The following is a 20,869-nucleotide window of genomic DNA, read 5'->3' on the forward strand; positions in this document are numbered from 1 at the left end:
TTGTGCCACTTACAAAAAATTCACACTGATATACGACCCACTTATCACCGCTCTCAAATATAAGGTCTAATCCCCCATCGCCTTGTCGTGTGGAAATATGGTATACCTTCTTTGCCACATTCAAGTGAGTGTCGTACCCAAGACCGGAAACGCGCAGTTCTCCAAGTGTGCTTGCTGAACTTCTGATAGACTTCAGTCAGCATGTTCCTGTAGCAACAGTAGTGCACACATGTTTTCAAAGTGATGCCTTGTACTCTTCACGCCATAAAGCCCCGCAAGCAAATAGCTTATTTGCACGAGAATACCCCCTACGATAATTGCAGATACATTGCGGCTGTCGCCTTTTTTTCAATCTTATCAATAGAGCTACCAATGCGTATATTCGTCGTCAACATCCATATTATACCACGCGCGTCTTTCTACATGATGCGCGTTTGACTCGAGTAATGGTTCCGCAACGAGCATTGTCTTCATGAAGATCGTTTCATCAAACTCACGTCCACACTTGTATGAGCCGTGTACGCGTTTAGCGTCGGTACCTTCAAAGAGAAGATGCACTGTAAATATTTATGCCATTGAGTTATACTTTTCAGCAATGGGAATCATTCGGGTATCATGACTCTGAAGTTAGGGAGTAAGTTCAATGGACAAGCCTCAGAAGACTGTACAGGAAAAAACATCTGCCGATACTAAAGCCATTGGGTTCGACTATCAATATTATTATTTCCTTTACCAGATGTTGCACTTGAGACATGGGGAGTCTGTGGGGTATGAAGTGAAAGATGACGTTCACATTTCGAGAACTAATGGTAAGACTGTGTTGATTCAGATGAAGCATTCAGTTGTAACTAAGGCAGATGGGAATGTCGAAAATCTGACCGAGAAGGATGAAGACCTGTGGAAAACAATTTCAAACTGGATAGCAATGATTAACGATGACGCGGATGAGAGGACGACAATCAACCTACAAATTGACTTCATTAACCACCATCTTTTTCAACTAGTAACCAATCAATCTCAGTCTGATTCGAACAGATTTATTTTCAAAATGTCCGAACTCAATGATGGAAAGTTAAGTGTAGAAGCTTTCAAGGACTATCTTAGCTCCCTTGTGAAACAATCATCAGAGAGACAACTATCAACGGTAGATTCGTATATCTTGAAATTGCGTGAACAGAACGCTGTTTGGTTGACAGCGTTTCTGAAAAGATTGTCCATCTACCATAACGTGGACGATTTAATTTTCAAAATAAAACAAAAAATAAGAGAGAAGAATGTTCCCGAAACTAGAATTGAAGATGTATATGCAGCCGTCAACAGTCGGCTTCGAACTTTAATTTATGAAGATATTAAAGCGGGTAACAAAGTACACTTTTCGTTTGAGAACTACTATAGGGAGTTTACTAGATATTTCGAACTGGGGAGAACGAGAAGACTACCAATTCGACTAAACACCACAGCGCCAGAAGTACCTCAAAACGCTCAAGAGCATATGTTCATTACGCAACTAATAGATGCCGAGATTTTAAGTGTTCGAGACGATGACTTTGAAGAAAAGTTGGTTGAGTGCTTCTCCAATAAATATGAAATGCATAATAACTTGACCCGGTGGCTACACGATAGCGAAATTACGGAACATGAAAAAATGGCATTTGACTGGGAAAGTGAAAAAGAATGGAAAAATACCTTTGACAGAGTATATGCGGAGCATAAGACAAAACTCAGAAACCAGAACGCTCTGGACACTAGTGAAATGGAGGAGCCACGAGGGTTAGCAGCCGTCTGTTACTATGAAACCTTGAAGATAAAGCTGACCCTAGATGCAACGCAGTTACCCGTTACAATGTGTAACGGACAGTATTACCTCTTATCAGATAAGCCCTCAATTGGCTGGCTCTATAATTGGAAAGCAAGGTATCTGGTATGAATGACTTAAACTATAGTGAAGACGGGCTTTCGAATGGTCAGTTTGATACAGATTTCTTTAACAACGAAGCGAACACACAAAACGATGGTATCGAAGATGAGGACCGTGTACGTACATAAGCTTGAAAACTGCCTAAATAGGGCGATGGTAAATTATCGGTGCACGCTTGCAGACACCAACACTTCCAGAAAGCAGGTAAGCCTGGCAAAAAAGGAATTGAAGAGCTTGGATTTGCAAATGGCCGAGTTAAAAACCTATGACACATTGCTGTGCAGCGCCGCAAAGCGTCAGATTGAAATTAATTTGGATGATGGGGTAGACACGAACTATGGAAAATTTGCGAGATTGCTTGCAAAATTAAGATAATATTGGTTTGTTGAATGTACTGTTAAGAGATTTTCTTCCAGCCACTCACAGGGGACCGGTGAGTGGCTGGGTTAGCGCAGAGTTGCTTACTGTTTTCCACCTTTCGGTGTTTGGTGATTCGCCATTCTTTCAAAGAAATCTATAATGTAAGAATGATCCTTCTTAGCAAATCCGCTGGCGATTTCGGCACTGAAAATCTCTTTGACAAGGTGTGTGACAGGGAGAGGGACCCCCAGACTGTTGGCTGTTTCCTGGACGTTGTTGAGGTCCTTGAAGTTGATTTCGATACGTCCGCCTGGTTCGAAATCCCTATTAATAATTTTTGGCATTTTCGCTTCGAGAACAGCGCTGCCGGCTAGTCCTCCGCGAATTGCGGCAAATACTTTGTTCAAATCAATACCGGCTTTGGACGCAAACACAGCCGCTTCGGAAACAGCCGCCAAATTTATACTTACGACGATTTGATTTGCCAGTTTAGCGACTTGTCCCGCGCCTGTCTCGCCAACATGAACAATACTGTCGCCCATTGAGTGAAACAGAGGTAATACGCGCTGAAATGGTTCTTCATCACCGCCAACCATGATAGAGAGTTTCCCGCTAATTGCCATTGGTTCTCCACCGCTGACAGGCGCATCGAGAAAGAATATGTCGTTTGCTTTTAGTCTTTCTGCGAATGATTTTGCATCAGAGACGGAAACAGAACTCATGTCTACAACAATAGTGCCTGGATTGGCTTTGGCTGAAATTCCATTCTCTCCAAACAACACTTCGGCAACGTGTGCGGCGGCGGGAAGCATGGTGAAAATAATATCACACGCTTTGGCAAGTTCCTCTATGGACTCACTGGCCTGTCCGCCAAGCGTCGCTAAATCATTTACTGCAGCTCGATTTATATCGAACAGATATGTTTCAAATCCATCTTCAATTAAATGACGAGCCATAGGTTTTCCCATGATGCCGAGACCAATAAATCCTATTTTCATGCCTTAACTACCTCCATATGGCTATTTGTTCTTCGTTTTCATTCTATACCTAAATGAAAGAAAATGCAGATTGGATTTTGAAAATGAAAACAAACGACATATATGTCAGGGTTGCAGCGACATATAAGATAAAACATATCTGTTCCGTTTGTAGTTCTCCAGTTCCGTCATAACATCATGGCTGGATTTGTATCTGTGGAATGGCGGCTATTCAGCATAATTGCATCAACGCGGCCAATAAGTATGGATACAAGAGGGGAGTATGTTCAGTTTGAGGCCAAGCGGACGCTTGGATTCTCTCAAAAAGAGTCCGACCTATGAAGTTGAGCGGCCGGAGTCAGTGAAAGCCGTACATATCATCTTGTAGGAATCTCTACTAGCTTCGACTTTCATCGAGATCGACCGCGAAATGATTACAGGTCTGCTGCTACTCAGCAACTATAACATTTACACTGCTCATTGTTGGATGGTACAGATACTCGTCTGCGATATTCTTGTCGGTAATAATGCTCTCAATCTCGTTGGTATTCGCAAAGACAGCACTTGAATTACTTCCTATCTTAGTGTGGTCAAGCAGTGCAATGGTCCTCTTTGCCTTTTTCACCAGTTCGCGTTTCAATTGCACTTCGTACAGGTTGAAGTCTGACAACCCTTTCTCTGGGGTGAATCCGTTGGCAGACGTGAACATGATGTCGACATTGACTTGATCGAGAATGCTCAACCCTAAGGTTCCTTCAATGGATGAGGACCCTTTTGTCATCATTCCTCCAATCAAAATCACCGTAATATCAGGGTGTTCATTAAGCTCCAGACCAACATGGGCGCTGCTCGTTACGACTGTCAATCGCATTGATTCTTCCTTTAGGCAGTGAGCAAGTTCTAAGGCAGTTGAACTGGCATCAAGTAAAATGCATTGTTTTTCTTCGATAAAATGCAACGCTGCTTGAGCAATAAGTAATTTTTCCTTATGATTTCGTTTGATGCGGGCTGTGAAGCTCGTATCGTTGCCTCCAGCATCATTTAGAATGGCGCCTCCATGGGTCCTGGTTAGGAGGCCTTCCTTTTCCATATTGTTGAGATCCGTTCGCAGGGTTGCTTCTGATACCACAAGTTGCTCCGCCAGTTCGGAAACCGTCAACCGCTTTCGTTCTTTAAGTAAATTTAGAATTTGATTTCTTCTCTCTTCGACAAACATCTTCACCGTATCTCCAATCCTTTCGAATCTAAGTCTAAGTGATTTGTTTGCCAATAGCAATCATGAGCAATGTCTTGCCGCGCCGTGCATAGCACACACCGACAGACTTCTTGTCAGGGTGCAATGAACACGCTTTGGGTACAAACTGATTTTAAATACGTGTTGCAATGTTGTCGATTTCATTTGAAACACGTTCAAATGAAAGTATGATTGACAAAACACAAGTATATGATTAGTGTTGAAATGATTTATCATATTGACGGCGTTTTAGTGTAAACGGAAACAGGAATTATTTGGGGGCGATGCTAATGAGCATAAAATTCGGGTGTCAAGGTTCAACCTGGATGCTTGATTATGACGTTGAAGCCGACATGATGGATAAAATGATGAATGACGTTCAAAATGGTGGATTTCAAGGGCTTGATGTGCAGGTGAGTCTCTTAGGAAGATACCACGATGAGCCTGAGCGTTTAAGGTATGAATTAGAGACTAGGGACTTGCAGCTAGCTGCCTTGACGTTACCGACGGCCTTTGAGGGGGGGCATGAGTCAGAGACGGAACGAAAGAGAACGGACTACTACATTGATTATTTAAAGCATTTTCCGGGCGCCATTTTGAATGTGCCATCACGAGTGGGGCCAAGCCGGGATGACCTGTCGCGAAGACAAAGCGAAATTATTAATGGTGCAAACGAATTGGGAAAGCGTGCCTATGACAAAGGAATTATTGCCTCAATTCATCCCATTTCTTATAAAACCTCTTATTGGAGGACGGCTGACGACTATAAAATACTGCTTGAAGGTCTAGATTCGAGATATATGGGGTACACACCGGATGTCGGCCACATCACTTTTGGAGATATGGACGCGGCTGAGATATTTAAGGAATACTTTCAGTTGATACGACATGTTCATTTTAAAGACGCTTCAATCAGTCATGAGTGGAGAAAGATGGGCGAAGGCGATATCGACTTTGAAGGATGCGTCGAGGTCTTGGTAAATCGAGGGTACGGCGGTTGGATTATGGTGGAAGAGGAAACGCCTGAGGCACAGTTGAAGACGACCGAAACAATCGCTGAGCTCGGAAAATATGTAGAGCAGAATCTCGTTCCTATTGTGCGAGGAAATGCCTGAGACTGGATACGTGAACGTTGTTTACAGTATTACTCGACCGTTTGTTGATTGGTCCAGGGTCCATGGTAGAGGTCCAGGGTCTGTGGTCGAGAAAGAAATGTTTATGAAGGAAGGAGCTTTCTTGTGAAAAAACTGATTAACAACCCTGAATACGTAGTTGATGAAATGATTGACGGATATGTGGCCGCACATCAAAGCTACATAAGGAGACTGGAGTCCAACAAGCGCTCGCTAGTGACAAATAAGGCAACTCGTGAAGGCAAAGTCGGTATCGTCATCGGGGGTGGATCTGGACACGAACCTGCTTTCATGGGCTACGTTGGAAGTGGCATGGCAGATGCGGTCGCTGTCGGCAACATCTTTGCATCTCCGCCTCCTGCGCCAATTGTAGAGGCAACAAAGGCAATTAATAAGGGGGCTGGGGTACTGTACCTTTACGGCAACTATGCCGGGGACGTGATGAACTTCGGTATGGCTGCAGAGTTATCCGAGATGGAGTCCATTGACGTGGAGATGGTACTTACATCAGATGATGTCGCATCAGCGGCTAAAGAAGAGAAAGAGAAACGCCGTGGTATTGCTGGGGAGTTCTTTGTATTCAAAATGGCCGGAGCGGCAGCAGACAAGGGTTTCAAGTTAGCAGACGTAGCTAATATAGCTCGTAAAACCAACGAGAATACACGGTCCATGGGTGTTGGACTGACACCGTGTTCATTACCACAGACAGGGCAACCCAGTTTTGAACTGGACGATGATGAAATGGAGATTGGGTTGGGACACCATGGGGAACCAGGGGTCAGGAAGTCTCAACTTGAATCAGCAGATAATACCGCAGATATACTTTTAGCTGCGATTCTCGAAGATATGCCTTTGAGCACGGGGAGTGATGTAGCTGTCTTGGTAAACGGATTGGGCTCGACGCCGCTTATGGAACTGTACATTGTTTTCAGACGTGTACAGGAAGTCTTGCAAGAAAAAGGAATCAATATTTATCGTTCTTATGTTGGTGAATACATTACATCGCTTGAAATGGGTGGTTGCTCTGTCACCGTTACAAAACTCGACGATGAATTAAAAGAACTACTTGACCATCCAGTGGATTGCCCCATGTTTGTGCAAAAGTAAGGAGAGGATTCTTGTGAAGTTCACAGCTCAACAACTTATTTCATATTTCAAGGATGTTGGCAGGGTGATTGAAGAGAAGAAAGACTATCTTTCTGAATTAGATCGTAAATTAGGTGATGGCGATCACGGGGTAACTATGTCAATTGGGTGGCATGCAGTCAATGAGACGTTGGATAGCGAGTTGACGAACGAGCGTGATTGCGGAAAAATCAGTTCTGCAGTCGGAATGACCTTTTTGAATGCCGTTGGTTCTTCAGTAGGTCCGTTGTATGCTACTGGATTTTTGAGAGCAGCCAAGGTGGTTTCGCAGAAATCGGAGCTCAATGACAGTGAACTCTCACAGTATTGGATTTCGTTTATTAACGGAGTGAAAGAAAGGGGTCAGTCTAAAGTTGGGGACAAAACGATGATAGACACCCTACAACCTGCGTTGGAAGTTCTTGAATCGAAGTCCGGTGACTTTCCCAGTGTATTTGCGGAAGCGGTTCAAGCAGCCGAGCGGGGCATGAAAGCTACCGTTAATCTTGTGTCTAAAGTTGGCCGTTCAAGCCGCTTGGGAGAGAGATCGAAAGGGATTCAAGACCCTGGTGCCACTTCTGCCTACTTGCTCGTAGCCACTTTTCTCCAGACTGTCGCTCAGTAAGCTGCATCGGCCCTATAGAGAGTGACACCTATAGGGCCGCATCCTGCCTGAGTCCGTCTCAGGAATCAAATTCGGTTTCTTCGTAGGTTCCAATTTTTTCGACTTTGCGCGTGGAGTTCCCGCCTTGAAATTCACTTTCCATCCAAGCATCGACAATGGTTTTGGCCAATTCTGGCCCAATGACTCTCGCCCCGAAGGTGAGAATCTGTGCATTGTTACTTTTTCTGGCGCGTTCTGCTGAGTACGTATCATGGCAGACCGCTGCTCGCACGCCTTTGACCTTGTTGGCCGTGATGGCAACGCCTAGTCCTGTGCCACAGATGAGTATTGCTCGTTCAAACTTCTCAGCTTGGACTTCTTTCGCTACCTTATAAGCAACATCGGGATAGTCCACGACTTCATTTTCAAAGCACCCGTAGTCTACACATTCATGTCCTGAACTTGAGAGATGGTCCTTGATGGTGGCCTTAAGTGCAAGTCCCGCCTCGTCACAACCTATTGCTATGTTCACGATTTCTTCCCCTCTCGCATGTAAAGTCGTACAATCATACACAGCATAATTGATAAATTCTTTTAAAAATCCTGTTCTTATCGTCTATTGTTAACGATTACTGTTGAAATTGTCAAGACATCCACTTTCTTTTTATTTCATTTATGTTCATTAACTTTTGATTTAGTTGTTGTTGTTTGCTGTTAAGCTGAACTGAAACATGGTTGTGCCTAGCTCTTTACCAGTGTGGCAGTGCCCCACACAAGAGCCCACTCTTGAACCGCTGCCATGACCGTTTGCAGACTATACCCTTTTTGGGTAAGTGAGTACTCGATTCGTACGGGTCGCTCAGGGTAAACCTTTCGGGTAAGCACGCCGACTGATTGCAATTCTCTCAGCCGTTCAGCTAACATTCTGTCGCTTAAGCGGGGCAGCACGGCTAGGATGTCTGTAAAATGCTTTGGACCATCAAGTAATGTATAAACAATGAGTCCCGACCAACGTTTACCAAGGAATTCAAAGGCACTTTCAAAATTACTTGGTATGTGAGGATACTTCATAGAAACCACCACCCGTTTGGTTTTAGTCATCAAAAAGACTCTGGCCTTGGAGATGAACTGGCTGATTGAGAAAATGGGCAGCGGAATACCGACACCTTCTCAACCCCGTCCTTGTCGCGGCAAAGTAATGCACTTGTGTTCCTTCTGTTTTGTGTATCAATGCTGATTCTGGTGATACAGAGAGGTAGATACCGGAAAGTAAGAATTGGAGAAATATCTCACACCGCACTATTAGTGTGTTCCTAATGGAACGGAACGCCAATGCCAAGAACGGGTCATTTATAAAGGGTGAATTGACTATGGAATTTTTTAAGTTGATTTGGACAGAATTCATCATGACAGTTTCGTTTTAACTAGTCACTTAGGGGACTTTTCAAAAGGACCTTTACCTGTCTTGGACTGTTACTTAAGGGAATAATACGATAATATCGAAACGGGCATAACAATGCTGTACCTTGGCAGCGTTGGCTTAGGCAAAGTATTTATACTTAACGATAAAAGGAGTTATAACTGGTGGCGAAAAGAAGTTTGTTGAGGCACCCGGAACTGATAACCGCAGTGGTCGGTTTTGTTCTCATATACTGCACTATTATGTTGCCGCATATGATAGGTTTAGCAGATCAGGGAGACTTCATTCGGTCGATGCAAGTGTTTGGCATTCGGCATATGAGTCATAACAGGCAGTTGGAGTATCTGAATTATGCAAATCGCTTTTTTCGATCAGGTTTTCCTCACGAGTCAATAGCCTATTTCAGTTCTGTGTATCCGCTCATTCTCGCAGCCTTGGTCATAAATCATTTTCTCCATCCAGGCCTATTTGATATTGAGATTTTAGGCGTTATTTACATCCTTTTCGTATCCCTTTCTTTCTTTCTCCTTATTCGAGCCGTGAAAATGCTGACTCCGCACCTCTGGGTGGCTTATGTTGCTGGTGCTCTGTGCCTGTTCATATTTGCGGATATCGGATACACAACCTATTTCAACTCATTCTTCGAGGAACCAGCAGCCTACGTGTCATTTTTGTTGATGATTGGATTTGCAATGAATATCGTTGTGTCTTCAAAAAGAAGTCTCTTTTACTTAGTTGCATTCGGGATTTCGGCTGCCAGTTTTATAACAGCTAAGCAGGAAGATTTACCTTTAGTCCTTCCGATAGCAATACTGTGCGTCGGGTTAGCCTTCGTACAGAAAGGGTCAACCTGGAAAACACTCAGTATGGGCTTATCGGTAGTGCTGATCCTGATTGCCTTCGCTGATTTCAAAATTACGAATCCGGTCTACAACAAAATTAACGTGTTTGAAAGCGTGTTTCGGGGTGTACTGTACCATCAACCACAGGCGACAGTCGTGAAAGACTTAAAGTGGTTTGGTGTGGACCAAAAATACAAATCATTAGCTGACATGTCGTGGTGGGACAAAAACAAGCCATATAATGTTGAGGGTTCCGAATTTCAGAAAAACTTCTTTGCTAAGGTAAATCACGTGTCAGTCGTCGAGTTTTATCTGACGCACCCGGGTCGGCTTTATGAAGCAATGCAGTCGTCAACAGATGCTGCAGTAACAAACAGGCCGATGTACCTAGGGAACTTCCAGAAATCCTCCGGCTATCCCCCAGTGACAATTGCCCATCGAATGTCCGGTTGGAGTACGCTGAAAAGGAAACTGCTGCCGAGGTCCATATGGGCACTCGTCATCTTTTACGTGCTGTATTTTGGCCTGTTAATCTATCGCTTCTTGTTCGCAAATTCAAAGAACCGTGCGATAGTCGGCATCTTTATCATCATAGGACTCATGTCAATACTGGAATTTCCAGTACCCTATACGGCGGAAGGCATCACCGAGTTGGTCAAGCACCTCTTCGTATTTGATGTCATAACGGACTTTATGCTGGGCTTATCTGTAGTCTGGCTATTATATAAGATTTTCGCAAAGAATGTGCGTTCGCGCTAATATCACATGTTTGAACTTACTTTGATTTTATCAAGCAACTATATTTATGGGAGTAATGTAACGGCGCTTAGTCAAAGGCATTGTCATTAGGTCACAATTGTCTTGGCGGTTTACAACGACTGGAAGGAGCACATAGACACATGATGATGTCGCGAGACTCCAAGAAGTATAAGAGTATGCTGGTTGCAAAAACCGTATTGTTTTCAATTGCGGTGTTGTTCGGGGCAATCATGTCTGGATTTTTAATTTTCGCTAGAGATGTCGACGCGTTCGTGAGTGGATTCTTGTTTTTCATTTTCTCAGCGTGGGGAACTCATTACTCAGACAAACTCCTTGAGTTTAGAGTTCCTATCAAGAACTTCAGACGAAGAACCATGCACCGTTAATCTTGAACCGTCTCAACTGACATCTGAGCTGGTACTCGTTGGGTTTACGAATGGTTGTTTTTGAGACTTTTTGAAGAAAGACGAGTTTACAATGATGATAGTCTTTTTGTCATGTGGTGAAATGGGGTGGCAATGTGGAATTAGTACTCCCTTGGGTGATGGAAGGTTTCATCATTAGTAGTGCGATTGTTTTTGGTTTTGGCTGGTGGCAAATCCGCCGGAGAAATGTTCATGTACACCGGCTTTTAATGTTGACGGGTTCCATTTTGGCTGCACTGTTTTTCATTACTTATGTCTTCAAAACATTTGCAATTGGAGACACCATGTTTGGCGGCCCAAAAAACCTGGCAGCACCCTACCAGTTGTTTTTGCAGACACATTCTATTCTGGCAACTGTAGCCGGTATCATTGGCGTCGTGACATTGGTTTACGCTTTCAAGGCGCGGTTTCGAAAGCATAGAAGGGTCGGTCCCTGGACTGTAAGTCTGTGGTTTATCACAGCCGCAACGGGATTGACTGTGTTTTTGATGCTGTACGTGATTTATCCTCCGGGTCCCACAGCGAACATCTGGAAAGCGTGGATCGGATGAGGGCATTAACACGACGACAGGTCAGCGTCCAGGTGCACAGTCAAGTGAAGGAGCGCATTGTACTTGTGTTGGCCGTGCTCACAGTGGTGGGGTTGTTTGCCGTCAACATTGTTGGTTTTGTTGATACGGAAACGGGATCGGCGCTTGGCTGCGGGCATGATTGGCCGCTGTGCAACGGTGCTGTGATTCCTCATGTCTGGGGATTAAAGACGCTCATTGAGTTTAGCCACAGAGCACTGGTTGCGACGGTAACCGTATTGCTCCTCATCACGTCCGTTTCCGCGTGGGTCCTGTATCGCGGTTGGGTTGAGGTTAGAGCGCTTATTGCCGTAACTGTAGGCTTTGTTTTTGTTCAGGCTGGCCTCGGTGCCCTTGGCGTTATCTATGGCGACCCACCGTGGTTCCTTGCCTTTCATTTTGGATTTTCTTTATTGGCGTTTGTCGGTGCCATGCTGCTTGTCATTGTGTTACGTCAAATTAGAAAATCCGAACGGCGTGATAAGGGTTCACAGGCGGCGGGTATCACGTCGTCCGGCGTTTTACGACACGGCAGTGTTCCGCTGCGGTTGTCGCGACTCATCTGGTTTACGATTGTTTATATGTACGGAGCTATGTATTTTGGAGCGTACGTTTCAAGCACGGGCGACGGCTCTGCGTTTCGCGGTTGGCCATTCCCAACAGAGGCTCAGTCTCCTTCCGTTTTTATTGTTGACATTGTCCATCGGAGTATTGCATTTGGTTTAATTCTGCTCATTCTGTACTTGGCCGTTTTGGCGACTCGGAACGGACGCAAGCGACGAGATTTACTCGCTGGCAGTTGGATCACGTTCATACTAGCGCTCTGCCTAGCGTTCACCGGTGCACTATTGGTGTGGTCGCACCAGGTATTGTGGGCGTTTCTCCTTCACATCAGTTTTGTAACATTCGTGTTTGGCGCATTGTGCTATCTTGCTCTGCAGAGCTTGCCTGAACCAAAAAGTCGCGTCATAAAGCATCCTAGGACGGACTGAACCGACTTTGTAAATACTTCTGAAGCCATGCGGCCAGTAGTGAAAATCCTGCCCAAAGTATAAACCAGTATAAGGTGAGGACATATGGAGTATGGCTCAAATGTGTGTTGCTTGCGGTCATCGCATTGATGATAAGGAAACTTCCTGCGCCAATGAGTGAGAAGTAATACCACGGCTGAATCTGCTCAAGTTGGATCCATCGCGAATAGTTTTCTCCGGGAGCCGCCAGATAAGCGCGGAAGCCAATAAAGGCGAACAATGCGGTCAGAAAGAGGAACCAGATAACGACAGCAAAATTCATCGAGTGTCCCGCCGACACAGAGAGGATAAGCTTGTCGTTCTGAAAGGAGCCGCCAAACCCAACATCGGGTGAGAAATAGCTGGTCGGAGACAGGCCCCGGAGAATCGTGGAAAGGTGCTGCGCCGTGGTCAAGTGTCCATGAGAAACCGCGTGTCCTGGATGGGTTGAGGGATGCATGGACAGGCCGATTGAGACGGGGACCGAACGAACTACGGATAATCCCAAAGCCCAAGGAAATGCAGTAATAAGGATAGCGGAAAAGGCAGTCAGGAGACCGGCCTGTATGACTGCTGCGCAAGCTAGACCTGTTGCCATGAAGACGCCCGATATGAGCAGGTTCTTTCCGAGCCATTCCAATAAAGCGATGAACGTGATGGGATTCCCGGAAGCATGGTCTACGATGGCAAGAAGCAGGAAATTGAGCAGGAAAGCGGTGAGTACGATGGTTGCGGAAAGCAGCAGTTTGACGCGCAACAGAGAACTTCTCGTAATTGGGAATGACAATGTAAACCACAGACTTCCTTTGTTTCTGTCTGCCGATACAAGTACAATCGTGAGTCCCATGGCCACAACGGGCGCAAAATAACTGACCGCAACGTCACCGCTAATGACAGCGTTGGACACGGGATGTCCACTTGCAGCAGGGGAGTATTGAAGTTTGTATACGATGGGAGCTAGAAAGTTCCACAGTATGAACGCCTGACTGTTTCCTGTACGCGACTGCTGGACGAACGTCAGCAAGTGGGAGAAGGGCCCGTACAGCATCAGTAAAAATGCCGATAGGATCCACCACCGGTGTTCTTTCCATTCTTTAAATAGTAAAGGTTTGGGTAAGAATGATTCCTTCACGAGGGCATTCCCTCCTCAAGTAGGTTTGCTGCCTCATTGATAGCGGGGGCAGCGAAGCGTCACTTTATACACAGCTTACATTCCAAAGAGACAGATGTGGATACATGCAAATGCGTCTAGAGAACTACGTGTACTACTACGGGTGGTACAGTAAAAATACCTTAATGCAGCCGCATCGTCAAGGCTCACGTTTTGATGTGCTTTTAAGAAGGCAGCATCATGATGTGAAACAAGGATGGAGTTTTTCGTGTGAGGTGAGTGAATGTGCTGATTGACGACATTTTGACCGAGTTGCAAGATTTGCCGGGAACGGAATTGCAGGCAATTTTGAATCTCATTCGTGCGAAGAAGGATACATACCATCGTCCGCTGGCGTTTGTTCAGGAATTGATGGGATTTGAGTTTCTGAATGAGACAGAGAACGCTTTCTCCTATCGGATGAAAGTCACAGACGATTTAGTCAATCGCTACGGACTGTTACATGGAGGTCTAACCACCGCTTTTCTTGATACAGCCATGGCAGAAACTGCTTTTAAGATCGATAACACGATTGATCGAGCCCTGACTTTGAATATCACCGTAAATTTTATTCGTCCTGGTCTTCCTGACGATGAACTTGTGACACATGTCAATGTCATTCAAAATTCCAGAGTGATGATTGTCTTTCAAGCAGATGTGAAAAATGGAGAAGGAGACACGCTGGCAACAGCTATGGCGCACTTCTACAAACAACATAAGAGAAAGAAGTCATAACGAGAATGAATGAGAGCAGGCTGAGTTGAGTTGAAACTCAGCCTGCTTCCAGCCTGGGCACATGTAAAAACTGAGGTCAGGTATTCGTAGTCAGGAACAGTGTTCTCAGGTGGCTAGTGACTGGTGGTTGCAGGGTTGGGGAACAATGGGCCCGTTTATCCTTCGCCGACAGCCGAATCGCTCCAGATGATTTGGGCTGAAGAGGATGACCTTGGCGTGGGGCCGGACAGGTCTGGAATATGTTCCGCCATGTGTTTTAACAGAACTCGAATCCCGGCAGCACTGGAAGATCGACCGCTTTCTACGTAAAAATCGGAAATGGCATTGAGAATTGAGCCAATGCACTGCGAATAACAATGACTCCCAAATTTGAGGAGTTCCTCTGCGGCCCCTAGGAAAACTGAGGTCGCAATCAGGTCTGTACTTCCGCCTAAACCCTCTACAGCCAACAGTGTTCCTCGGATTGACTCCTTGATGACAGATTGATTTAAAGAAAAGTGAATGAGCCCGTATTCAACGACGGACTTTGCCGAAAAGTGGGATATTTCCAGAATGTCTTCCAAAGTGACGGGAACGTCCACGTAGGATACAAATCCATAGCTTAATGCATCTTGAACGACAGATGCCAACAGAAATTCTCCGTGATGTTGATACTCTCTTTCCATCAGTTGATGAAGGTGAGATTTCATGGTTTCAAGCTTTGTGAGCAGTGCTGAGTCCATTTCTGCTACCTCCCTTTAAATATCAGAATAGACTGTTAATTTTGTTCTAGACATTTTGGACATCGCCTGAGTTTGCAAACACATGAGGTGATGAACTGCGCAACCGAACTGTGAAACCAGTGAGGTGATTGAAAGGAGCCGCATATATTACCTACATTATACAATAAAATCTAGGGTTCAAAGCAAGTTCAAACAAAATTTATATTCTGACTTATCTGTTGAAAATGAGACACATTCGGATTGTAGATTTCTTGGACGTATTACGCGGATTTGATGGGTTTTTGATAAAGGAGGCCGATGATCTACCCATGATATATCCAACTGCAGCTGGTTATCTCTTTGACACCTAGTTGAAGAGTTTCTATATATGGTCTTCTCGACCAATGGAGTATATTGTTGTATACTGCTAAACCCCCCTGTTTGAGACTGGGGGGTTTAGCATCTTTGCTGGAGACGAGTTGGCCTCTCTTATGGGACATTGTTCTTTGGAGACACGTCAGAATGGGCAAGGACATATCAATGACTGTGCCAATGGCACAAGGACTAGGATTGTGTTTGCTTGGTAACAATGGATAGCGGTTGTCCGTGCTGACGAATAACGAATTCGTAATTTGCGGGATATGAAACGGCAGGTGTTGTGAGTGGGGATTCATGCGTTTTTCAAGAGTTTAAATGAGTTGGAACGCATCTTTCGTGCACCCGGAAAATTCAAGTTTGAGGAACATAATATTTCTAGCCATAGTTTCAAGGTGGCGCAATACGCTCAGTTTTTGGGGACTGTGGAGGAGTCAAAGGGCGAGAAAATAAACTGGAAATCCCTATATGAAAAGGCATTAAATCACGATTATGCGGAGGTTTTTATCGGAGACATTAAGACCCCCGTCAAGTATGCCTCCAGCGAGTTGCGAACACAGTTGCTTGAAGTCGAAGAAGCAATGACCAAGAAATTTATTGACAAGCATATTCCAGATGAATTCAGGGCCCTTTATCGTGAGAAATTAAAAGAAGGGAAGGACAACTCGGTCGAGGGAAAGATCCTTCAGGTGGCCGATAAAATGGATCAGGTGTATGAGGCGTATCAGGAACTGCAGCGAGGCAATACTGAATCTGGTTTCGTGACGATGTATCAAGAGGCACTTAGCGCAATTGAAAATGTGGAGCTTCATTGTGTAACCTATTTCATGGAAAATATTTTGCCTGATATGTTAAACGAACAGCACATTTTTGCAGTCGATCTCCGGCGCATTACACATGAGGTGTTGCGTAAAGAAGGGAAGTAGTGGCGCCGTACAGGAATAGTAGTGGTTGCCGACGTCCGCTTTCGCGTCCCATACCAGTGCTGAAAACAGAGAGGTGAACTAGACTAAGGCGCCTAGTTATAAACGATAAGAGATACAGGTGAATTACGACTAGTACTTAATGTTACCTCTCTTTTAAATTGACTCCACATTGTCCACGCGTTCCGGTCAAAAATTTAGCCAATCTTGCTCTGCTGTGCACTTTCATCCTGCAGTACAATCACCGAGGTACAGAAAGTTCTCTTTGTGCCGCCACCCTTGGCATAAGGAGAACCTGAACATACCAAACCAGGAGCGAGGGAGATAATCGTATGTTAGACGACCGAATTCTTTACTCAGACTATCGCGATAAACTGATGTCGGCGAAAGAGGCTGCCTCCTTCATTAAAGACGGTATGACAATAGGGATGAGTGGATTCACGAAATCGGGAGACGCGAAAGCTGTTCCCATGGAGATGGCCAAGCTGGCGCAACAGTTTGGAACGAGAGTGAACTTGTTGACAGGAGCGTCTCTGGGCCACGAACTCGACGGGATTCTGGCAAATGCCGGAGCGATAGAAAAGAGAATGCCATTTCAAGCAGATGCGGGTATGAGAAAAGCCATTAACAGAGGTGAACTGAACTTTGTCGACCAGCATTTAAGCCATACTGCAGAAATGCTCCAAAGTGGACAAATGCGCGGGATTGATATAGCCGTCATCGAGGCAGCTGCATTGTTGGAAGATGGTTCAATTGTTCCTACAACTTCGGTCGGTAACAGTGCCTTATTTGTCCACTTAGCTGATAAGGTCATTATCGAATTGAATGAATCGCAGCCAATGGAACTGAGGGGCCTGCATGACATTTACATGCCAGGTAATCGCCCGGGACGGCAGCCCATTCGTATCACTCGGCCGGAAGATAGAATTGGCACCGAATCAATGCACGTGAACCCTGATAAGGTGGTTGGTGTTGTCGTGACAAATCAGAGGGACGATCCGTCTACAGTGTTGCCGCCGGACTACGAAACGGAGCAAATAGCGGGACATTTGTTGGATTTTTTCACGCACGAATTGAGGATGGGTCGGTTAAGTCAAGAACTGCTGCCGTTACAAAGCGGAATTGGTACTACGGCAAATGCAGTGTTACGAGGATTTCTCGACTCTCCCTTTCATCACTTGAAAATGTATTCTGAGGTACTGCAGGATTCGGTGATTGATTTGTTCAATTCAGGCAGAATGGATTTTGCATCGGCTTCATCCATCACGCTTTCAAAACCGATGGCGCAACAGTTTTTCGATGACTTATCCAGATATAAGGAAAAACTGGTCCTTCGTCCACAGGAAATTAGTAATCATCCTGAAGTCATTCGAAGACTGGGTGTGATTGCGATTAATACCGCGTTAGAAGTGGACTTATATGGAAACGTAAATTCCACTCATGTCGCAGGAACACAGATGATGAATGGAATTGGAGGATCGGGAGATTTTGCTCGAAACAGTTATCTATCAGTATTTGTAACAAAATCCATTGCAAAGGATGGGAAGATTTCGTCCGTAGTGCCTATGGCGACGCATGTTGACCATACCGAACACGATGTCGATGTGATTGTTACAGAACAAGGTTTGGCGGACCTCCGGGGATTGTCTCCCAGAGAACGTGTGAGCCAGATGATTGAACATTGTGCACACCCAGATTATAGAACGGCGCTGTGGGATTATTACAAAAGTGCCTTGAAACACGGCGGGCAGACACCCCATGATTTGGAACATGCATTTGTGTTCCATCAGCGCTACAGTGAGACCCAAAGCATGTTGCCCGTCAGACAATCTGCAACGGTATAGACACACAGCGAGTTTTTAACCCCAGTTCGGGACGAAAAAGGGCCTTATGGGACTGTTTTAGTCCCATAAGGCCCTTTGGTTTTCATGAAGTTGGCATAGATGACCCTGAACGAATTTATATATGAGAGATACATGAGGTATGACAGCCAAATTCACAGGTTCATCATGAAGGTGGCATGAATATCAAGGGAAGGGATGGTGTATTCTAGAGACTACTAGGTGAAATATGAATGCTAGTGGTTTTGCCAAGTTGTCGATTTGTGATATAGAATAGCAGTTGGGAAAATACATGTGCTTACGAAAAATTAGTTTGAAAGACAGTCGTCCTGCTCACCGTTTCGCAGGGTTTACAGTTAATGAATGAAGTTGTGGAGGGAACACCATGGACGGATTCAAGAAAACGAGGAGTCACGAGAAGGACATTCTTGTTCCGGATTGTTCTGTGGTATCCAAAACTGCGCTTCGAATTGCGATTGTCAGTCTGTTTCCTGAACGCCTCACAGACCTTATACAGTACCTGTCTCAGAACTGTGTTGATATATTCATAACCCACACGGTGAAATTGGCCGTCATGCGTGCCATGGAGCCTGACGTGATGATCCTGGACCACACAGTGGCCGTTCCAATTTCATGCAAGTCAAATGCCGACGCGGTAGGGAACCTGACTGCAGCATACTTGCTGCCAAGACAAGCGGACCCTAATCACCTGGATTTGAGTGCAAATGCGGAGGTCATCATGTATCCAACGGATTTTCCAGAGGTTTTGTATCGCTTACGAGTGCTCGAGCGGAGGCAGCGCAAACCGTTCCAGCATTTGGACAACGTGCAGGTCTACAGCGGATTGGTCATCGACTATAATCGGAAGCGTGCAGAACTCAATGGAACTAGCCTGGGTCTTACGAAATCCGAATTCGACATTTTGTGGATTCTGATTCAATCGAATGGGCGGGTTCTGTCGCGGGATGAAATCATGAGTACCGTTTGGGGAGAGAAGTATTTCCCCGGAAGTAATACCATCGATGTTCATATCAAGGGTCTGCGAAGAAAACTGAAGGACAGTATCAGAAATCCAAAGTACATTCAAACAGTCCGTGGTATTGGTTACCGTTTTGCAAGCGGAACTTAACAGCGGTTGGATTGACTCGCAAACATGACACCGCACAGGCCGCCAACGGGCCTGTGTTTGTGCTGTCAACAGGAAGGTGTTTGCTATCGGAATCGTCATTGTTGAATTTTGTGAGGGGAATGTTGCAGCACTTCTGTTACTCGAGGAACTGCTCGAGACAGAGTTTCCTGAAGTTGCCGTATTACAAAGTGATTGTCTCGGACGATGCGGATTGTGCAGGGTGAGGCCGTTTGTTTTAGTCAATGATAAGCAGATTTTTGCAGAGAATACGGATGAGTTGTTAGACAAGGTGAAAGCAGTAATCGCTCAAGAACTGCAGTTCTATTCCAACTGATAGGCAGAGCGGCGGTTGCTTGGCATCCTGAGCTGTCTTCATTCTTCTTCACGCATTGTTTAGATGGTCTTCATGATAGACAAGGATTATGTAGCAGATAATGATGGCAGCATGGGTGCACGCAAACGAGAAACACGCAAAACAGGAGCGATTGCCATGGACATAATGTCTGTAACGAAGGTGCCGCCTCCGAGCACGGAAGCGGTTGTGTTGTGTATTGGAAAGTTTGATGGGGTTCATCTTGGACATCAAGAAATTCTGAGGGTTGCACAACAGTACACAATGGACGGCGGCGTGCTGGCCGTAATGAGTCTTTGGCCTCATCCACTGTGGGTACTGGCGGAACGAGAAGAGTTTCAGCACGCGTTGACACCTTCATCACAGAAATGGACCTGGTTAAGCCAATGCGGAGTCGAAAGAGTCTATGACATTGAGTTCACCAGGGATTACGCCACAACATCTCCAGAGACGTTTGTTTACGAACACCTTGCAAGATTGAATTTGAAACGCGTTGTTGTTGGCGAGGGGTTTAATTTTGGGAAAGGTGCGGCTTCGACAACACAGGAACTCGTAGACTTGTGCAGCGATATCGGTGTACCTGTGACTGTGGTGCCGACCATTAAGGTGAATCGCAAAAAAATTAGCAGTACTCAGATTCGAAAACATGTGGAAGCGGGTCGCGTCGCAGCCGCCCACGCTCTTCTGGGTCATCCATATGAGTTGACTGGAACGGTGGTTCACGGAGACGCAGTTGGACGGACGCTCGGTTTTCCTACGGCGAATTTGAGCGGGCTGGACGAATTTGTCATGCCCGCACCCGGTGTTTACGAAGCCCTCGTGAGAACGCATGAGGCAAAGTCTTGTCAGAGCGATTTCTGGTATGCGCTTGTCAGCGCTGGTTACCGTCCCACAGTGAACGGTAATAGCTACAAGGTTGAAGCTTATCTTATGGACTATTCGGGGGATTTGTATGGAAGTGAACTGACCATTGGCTTTCTTCACCGACTTCGCGATGAAGTCCGATTCCCGGACTTGGACAGTCTTGTGAAACAGATGCAGCAGGACGAAGAAGTTGCACGAGCAAGGTTTGGGCTGCTGCAGACCAAGCAAGAGACCAAGCAAGCAGAGACCAGGTAACAGACCGGGCCATTGTGACGGTGAGGGTGAGACAAGAAGACAGCCGGATAAACAACTCAGGCTGGTATTAGAGAAAAATGTTGTCTCTTTACTTGTAGATATAATAATAGAGTTAATATAAAATGTTTAGACGAAAGCATACAAAATATACTAGATAGGCTTCTATAC

General features: G+C 45.4%; 22 protein-coding genes. 16 read left to right on the forward strand and 6 right to left on the reverse strand.

The window, feature by feature from the left end; all coding sequences use genetic code 11:
- Nucleotides 1-643 precede the first annotated feature (643 nt).
- The 3 genes from GI364_RS09535 (at nt 644) to GI364_RS09540 (ending at nt 2,293) form a co-directional block, all read left to right on the forward strand.
- Complete coding sequence (locus GI364_RS09535) at nt 644-1,927, forward strand: hypothetical protein (RefSeq protein ID WP_198853362.1); 1,284 nt, start codon at nt 644-646, stop codon at nt 1,925-1,927.
- On the forward strand, nt 1,924-2,046 hold the full coding sequence (locus GI364_RS25125; protein WP_255524630.1) for a hypothetical protein: 123 nt from the start codon (nt 1,924-1,926) through the stop codon (nt 2,044-2,046). Before GI364_RS09535 ends, GI364_RS25125 begins: the two co-directional genes overlap by 4 nt.
- Before the next feature lie 106 nt (nt 2,047-2,152).
- Nucleotides 2,153-2,293, forward strand: a complete 141-nt coding sequence (locus tag GI364_RS09540) for a hypothetical protein (RefSeq protein ID WP_198853363.1) — start codon at nt 2,153-2,155, stop codon at nt 2,291-2,293.
- 86 nt (nt 2,294-2,379) lie between these two features.
- Here GI364_RS09540 and GI364_RS09545 read toward each other — a convergent pair whose 3' ends face one another.
- The gene (locus GI364_RS09545) at nt 2,380-3,276 is read right to left on the reverse strand and encodes a 2-hydroxy-3-oxopropionate reductase (protein WP_198853364.1); all 897 of its coding nucleotides are present in this window, start codon (nt 3,274-3,276) and stop codon (nt 2,380-2,382) included.
- A 427-nt stretch (nt 3,277-3,703) separates the two neighbouring features.
- Nucleotides 3,704-4,471: a DeoR/GlpR family DNA-binding transcription regulator gene (locus GI364_RS09550; RefSeq protein WP_198853929.1), complete on the reverse strand. Its 768-nt coding sequence runs from the start codon at nt 4,469-4,471 to the stop codon at nt 3,704-3,706.
- 308 nt (nt 4,472-4,779) lie between these two features.
- On the opposite strand from GI364_RS09550, the gene GI364_RS09555 reads away from it, so the two are divergent.
- The 3 genes from GI364_RS09555 (at nt 4,780) to dhaL (ending at nt 7,372) form a co-directional block, all read left to right on the forward strand.
- Complete coding sequence (locus tag GI364_RS09555; RefSeq protein ID WP_198853365.1) at nt 4,780-5,604, forward strand: sugar phosphate isomerase/epimerase family protein; 825 nt, start codon at nt 4,780-4,782, stop codon at nt 5,602-5,604.
- 123 nt (nt 5,605-5,727) lie between these two features.
- Nucleotides 5,728-6,729: a dihydroxyacetone kinase subunit DhaK gene (dhaK, locus tag GI364_RS09560; RefSeq protein WP_198853366.1), complete on the forward strand. Its 1,002-nt coding sequence runs from the start codon at nt 5,728-5,730 to the stop codon at nt 6,727-6,729.
- A gap of 13 nt (nt 6,730-6,742) precedes the next feature.
- The gene (dhaL, locus tag GI364_RS09565) at nt 6,743-7,372 is read left to right on the forward strand and encodes a dihydroxyacetone kinase subunit DhaL (protein WP_198853367.1); all 630 of its coding nucleotides are present in this window, start codon (nt 6,743-6,745) and stop codon (nt 7,370-7,372) included.
- A 58-nt stretch (nt 7,373-7,430) separates the two neighbouring features.
- Here the strand turns inward: dhaL and rpiB are convergent, their stop codons facing one another.
- Nucleotides 7,431-7,883 (reverse strand): ribose 5-phosphate isomerase B, encoded by a 453-nt coding sequence (gene rpiB / locus GI364_RS09570; protein ID WP_198853368.1) that lies wholly within the window; start codon nt 7,881-7,883, stop codon nt 7,431-7,433.
- 209 nt (nt 7,884-8,092) lie between these two features.
- On the reverse strand, nt 8,093-8,422 hold the full coding sequence (locus GI364_RS09575) for a winged helix-turn-helix transcriptional regulator (RefSeq protein WP_198853369.1): 330 nt from the start codon (nt 8,420-8,422) through the stop codon (nt 8,093-8,095).
- Nucleotides 8,423-8,935: 513 nt separating this feature from the next.
- Between GI364_RS09575 and GI364_RS09580 the strand changes: the two genes are divergently transcribed.
- From GI364_RS09580 to GI364_RS09595, 4 genes are all read left to right on the forward strand, one after another.
- The gene (locus tag GI364_RS09580; RefSeq protein WP_198853370.1) at nt 8,936-10,372 is read left to right on the forward strand and encodes a glycan biosynthesis hexose transferase WsfD; all 1,437 of its coding nucleotides are present in this window, start codon (nt 8,936-8,938) and stop codon (nt 10,370-10,372) included.
- A gap of 140 nt (nt 10,373-10,512) precedes the next feature.
- Entirely contained in the window at nt 10,513-10,758 is a 246-nt protein-coding gene (locus GI364_RS09585; RefSeq protein ID WP_198853371.1) for a hypothetical protein, read from the forward strand.
- Nucleotides 10,759-10,892: 134 nt separating this feature from the next.
- Nucleotides 10,893-11,348: a DUF420 domain-containing protein gene (locus GI364_RS09590; RefSeq protein WP_233096081.1), complete on the forward strand. Its 456-nt coding sequence runs from the start codon at nt 10,893-10,895 to the stop codon at nt 11,346-11,348.
- A gap of 44 nt (nt 11,349-11,392) precedes the next feature.
- Nucleotides 11,393-12,358 (forward strand): COX15/CtaA family protein, encoded by a 966-nt coding sequence (locus tag GI364_RS09595; RefSeq protein WP_198853372.1) that lies wholly within the window; start codon nt 11,393-11,395, stop codon nt 12,356-12,358.
- Here the strand turns inward: GI364_RS09595 and GI364_RS09600 are convergent.
- Nucleotides 12,345-13,508, reverse strand: a complete 1,164-nt coding sequence (locus GI364_RS09600) for an ABC transporter permease subunit (protein ID WP_198853373.1) — start codon at nt 13,506-13,508, stop codon at nt 12,345-12,347. The genes GI364_RS09595 and GI364_RS09600 overlap by 14 nt on opposite strands.
- 264 nt (nt 13,509-13,772) lie before the next feature.
- Between GI364_RS09600 and GI364_RS09605 the strand changes: the two genes are divergently transcribed.
- On the forward strand, nt 13,773-14,261 hold the full coding sequence (locus GI364_RS09605; protein ID WP_198853374.1) for a PaaI family thioesterase: 489 nt from the start codon (nt 13,773-13,775) through the stop codon (nt 14,259-14,261).
- A 155-nt stretch (nt 14,262-14,416) separates the two neighbouring features.
- Here GI364_RS09605 and GI364_RS09610 read toward each other — a convergent pair whose 3' ends face one another.
- Entirely contained in the window at nt 14,417-14,983 is a 567-nt protein-coding gene (locus GI364_RS09610) for a hypothetical protein (RefSeq protein ID WP_198853375.1), read from the reverse strand.
- 641 nt (nt 14,984-15,624) lie between these two features.
- Between GI364_RS09610 and GI364_RS09615 the strand changes: the two genes are divergently transcribed.
- The 5 genes from GI364_RS09615 to ribF all read left to right on the forward strand — a co-directional run bounded on the left by GI364_RS09615 (nt 15,625) and on the right by ribF (nt 20,701).
- The gene (locus tag GI364_RS09615; protein WP_198853376.1) at nt 15,625-16,263 is read left to right on the forward strand and encodes a YfbR-like 5'-deoxynucleotidase; all 639 of its coding nucleotides are present in this window, start codon (nt 15,625-15,627) and stop codon (nt 16,261-16,263) included.
- 329 nt (nt 16,264-16,592) lie between these two features.
- Complete coding sequence (locus GI364_RS09620; RefSeq protein ID WP_198853377.1) at nt 16,593-18,104, forward strand: succinyl-CoA:acetate CoA-transferase ScpC; 1,512 nt, start codon at nt 16,593-16,595, stop codon at nt 18,102-18,104.
- A gap of 382 nt (nt 18,105-18,486) precedes the next feature.
- Nucleotides 18,487-19,230: a response regulator transcription factor gene (locus tag GI364_RS09625; protein WP_198853378.1), complete on the forward strand. Its 744-nt coding sequence runs from the start codon at nt 18,487-18,489 to the stop codon at nt 19,228-19,230.
- Between the two features lie 76 nt (nt 19,231-19,306).
- Nucleotides 19,307-19,564: a YuzB family protein gene (locus GI364_RS09630; RefSeq protein WP_370541841.1), complete on the forward strand. Its 258-nt coding sequence runs from the start codon at nt 19,307-19,309 to the stop codon at nt 19,562-19,564.
- A gap of 72 nt (nt 19,565-19,636) precedes the next feature.
- Nucleotides 19,637-20,701, forward strand: coding sequence for a riboflavin biosynthesis protein RibF (gene ribF / locus GI364_RS09635; RefSeq protein ID WP_233096082.1), 1,065 nt, complete (start codon nt 19,637-19,639; stop codon nt 20,699-20,701).
- The last annotated feature ends 168 nt before the right edge of the window (nt 20,702-20,869 follow it).

Origin of the sequence: Alicyclobacillus sp. SO9, assembly GCF_016406125.1 — a bacterium.
In the GTDB taxonomy this organism is placed as follows: Bacteria; Bacillota; Bacilli; order Alicyclobacillales; family Alicyclobacillaceae; genus SO9.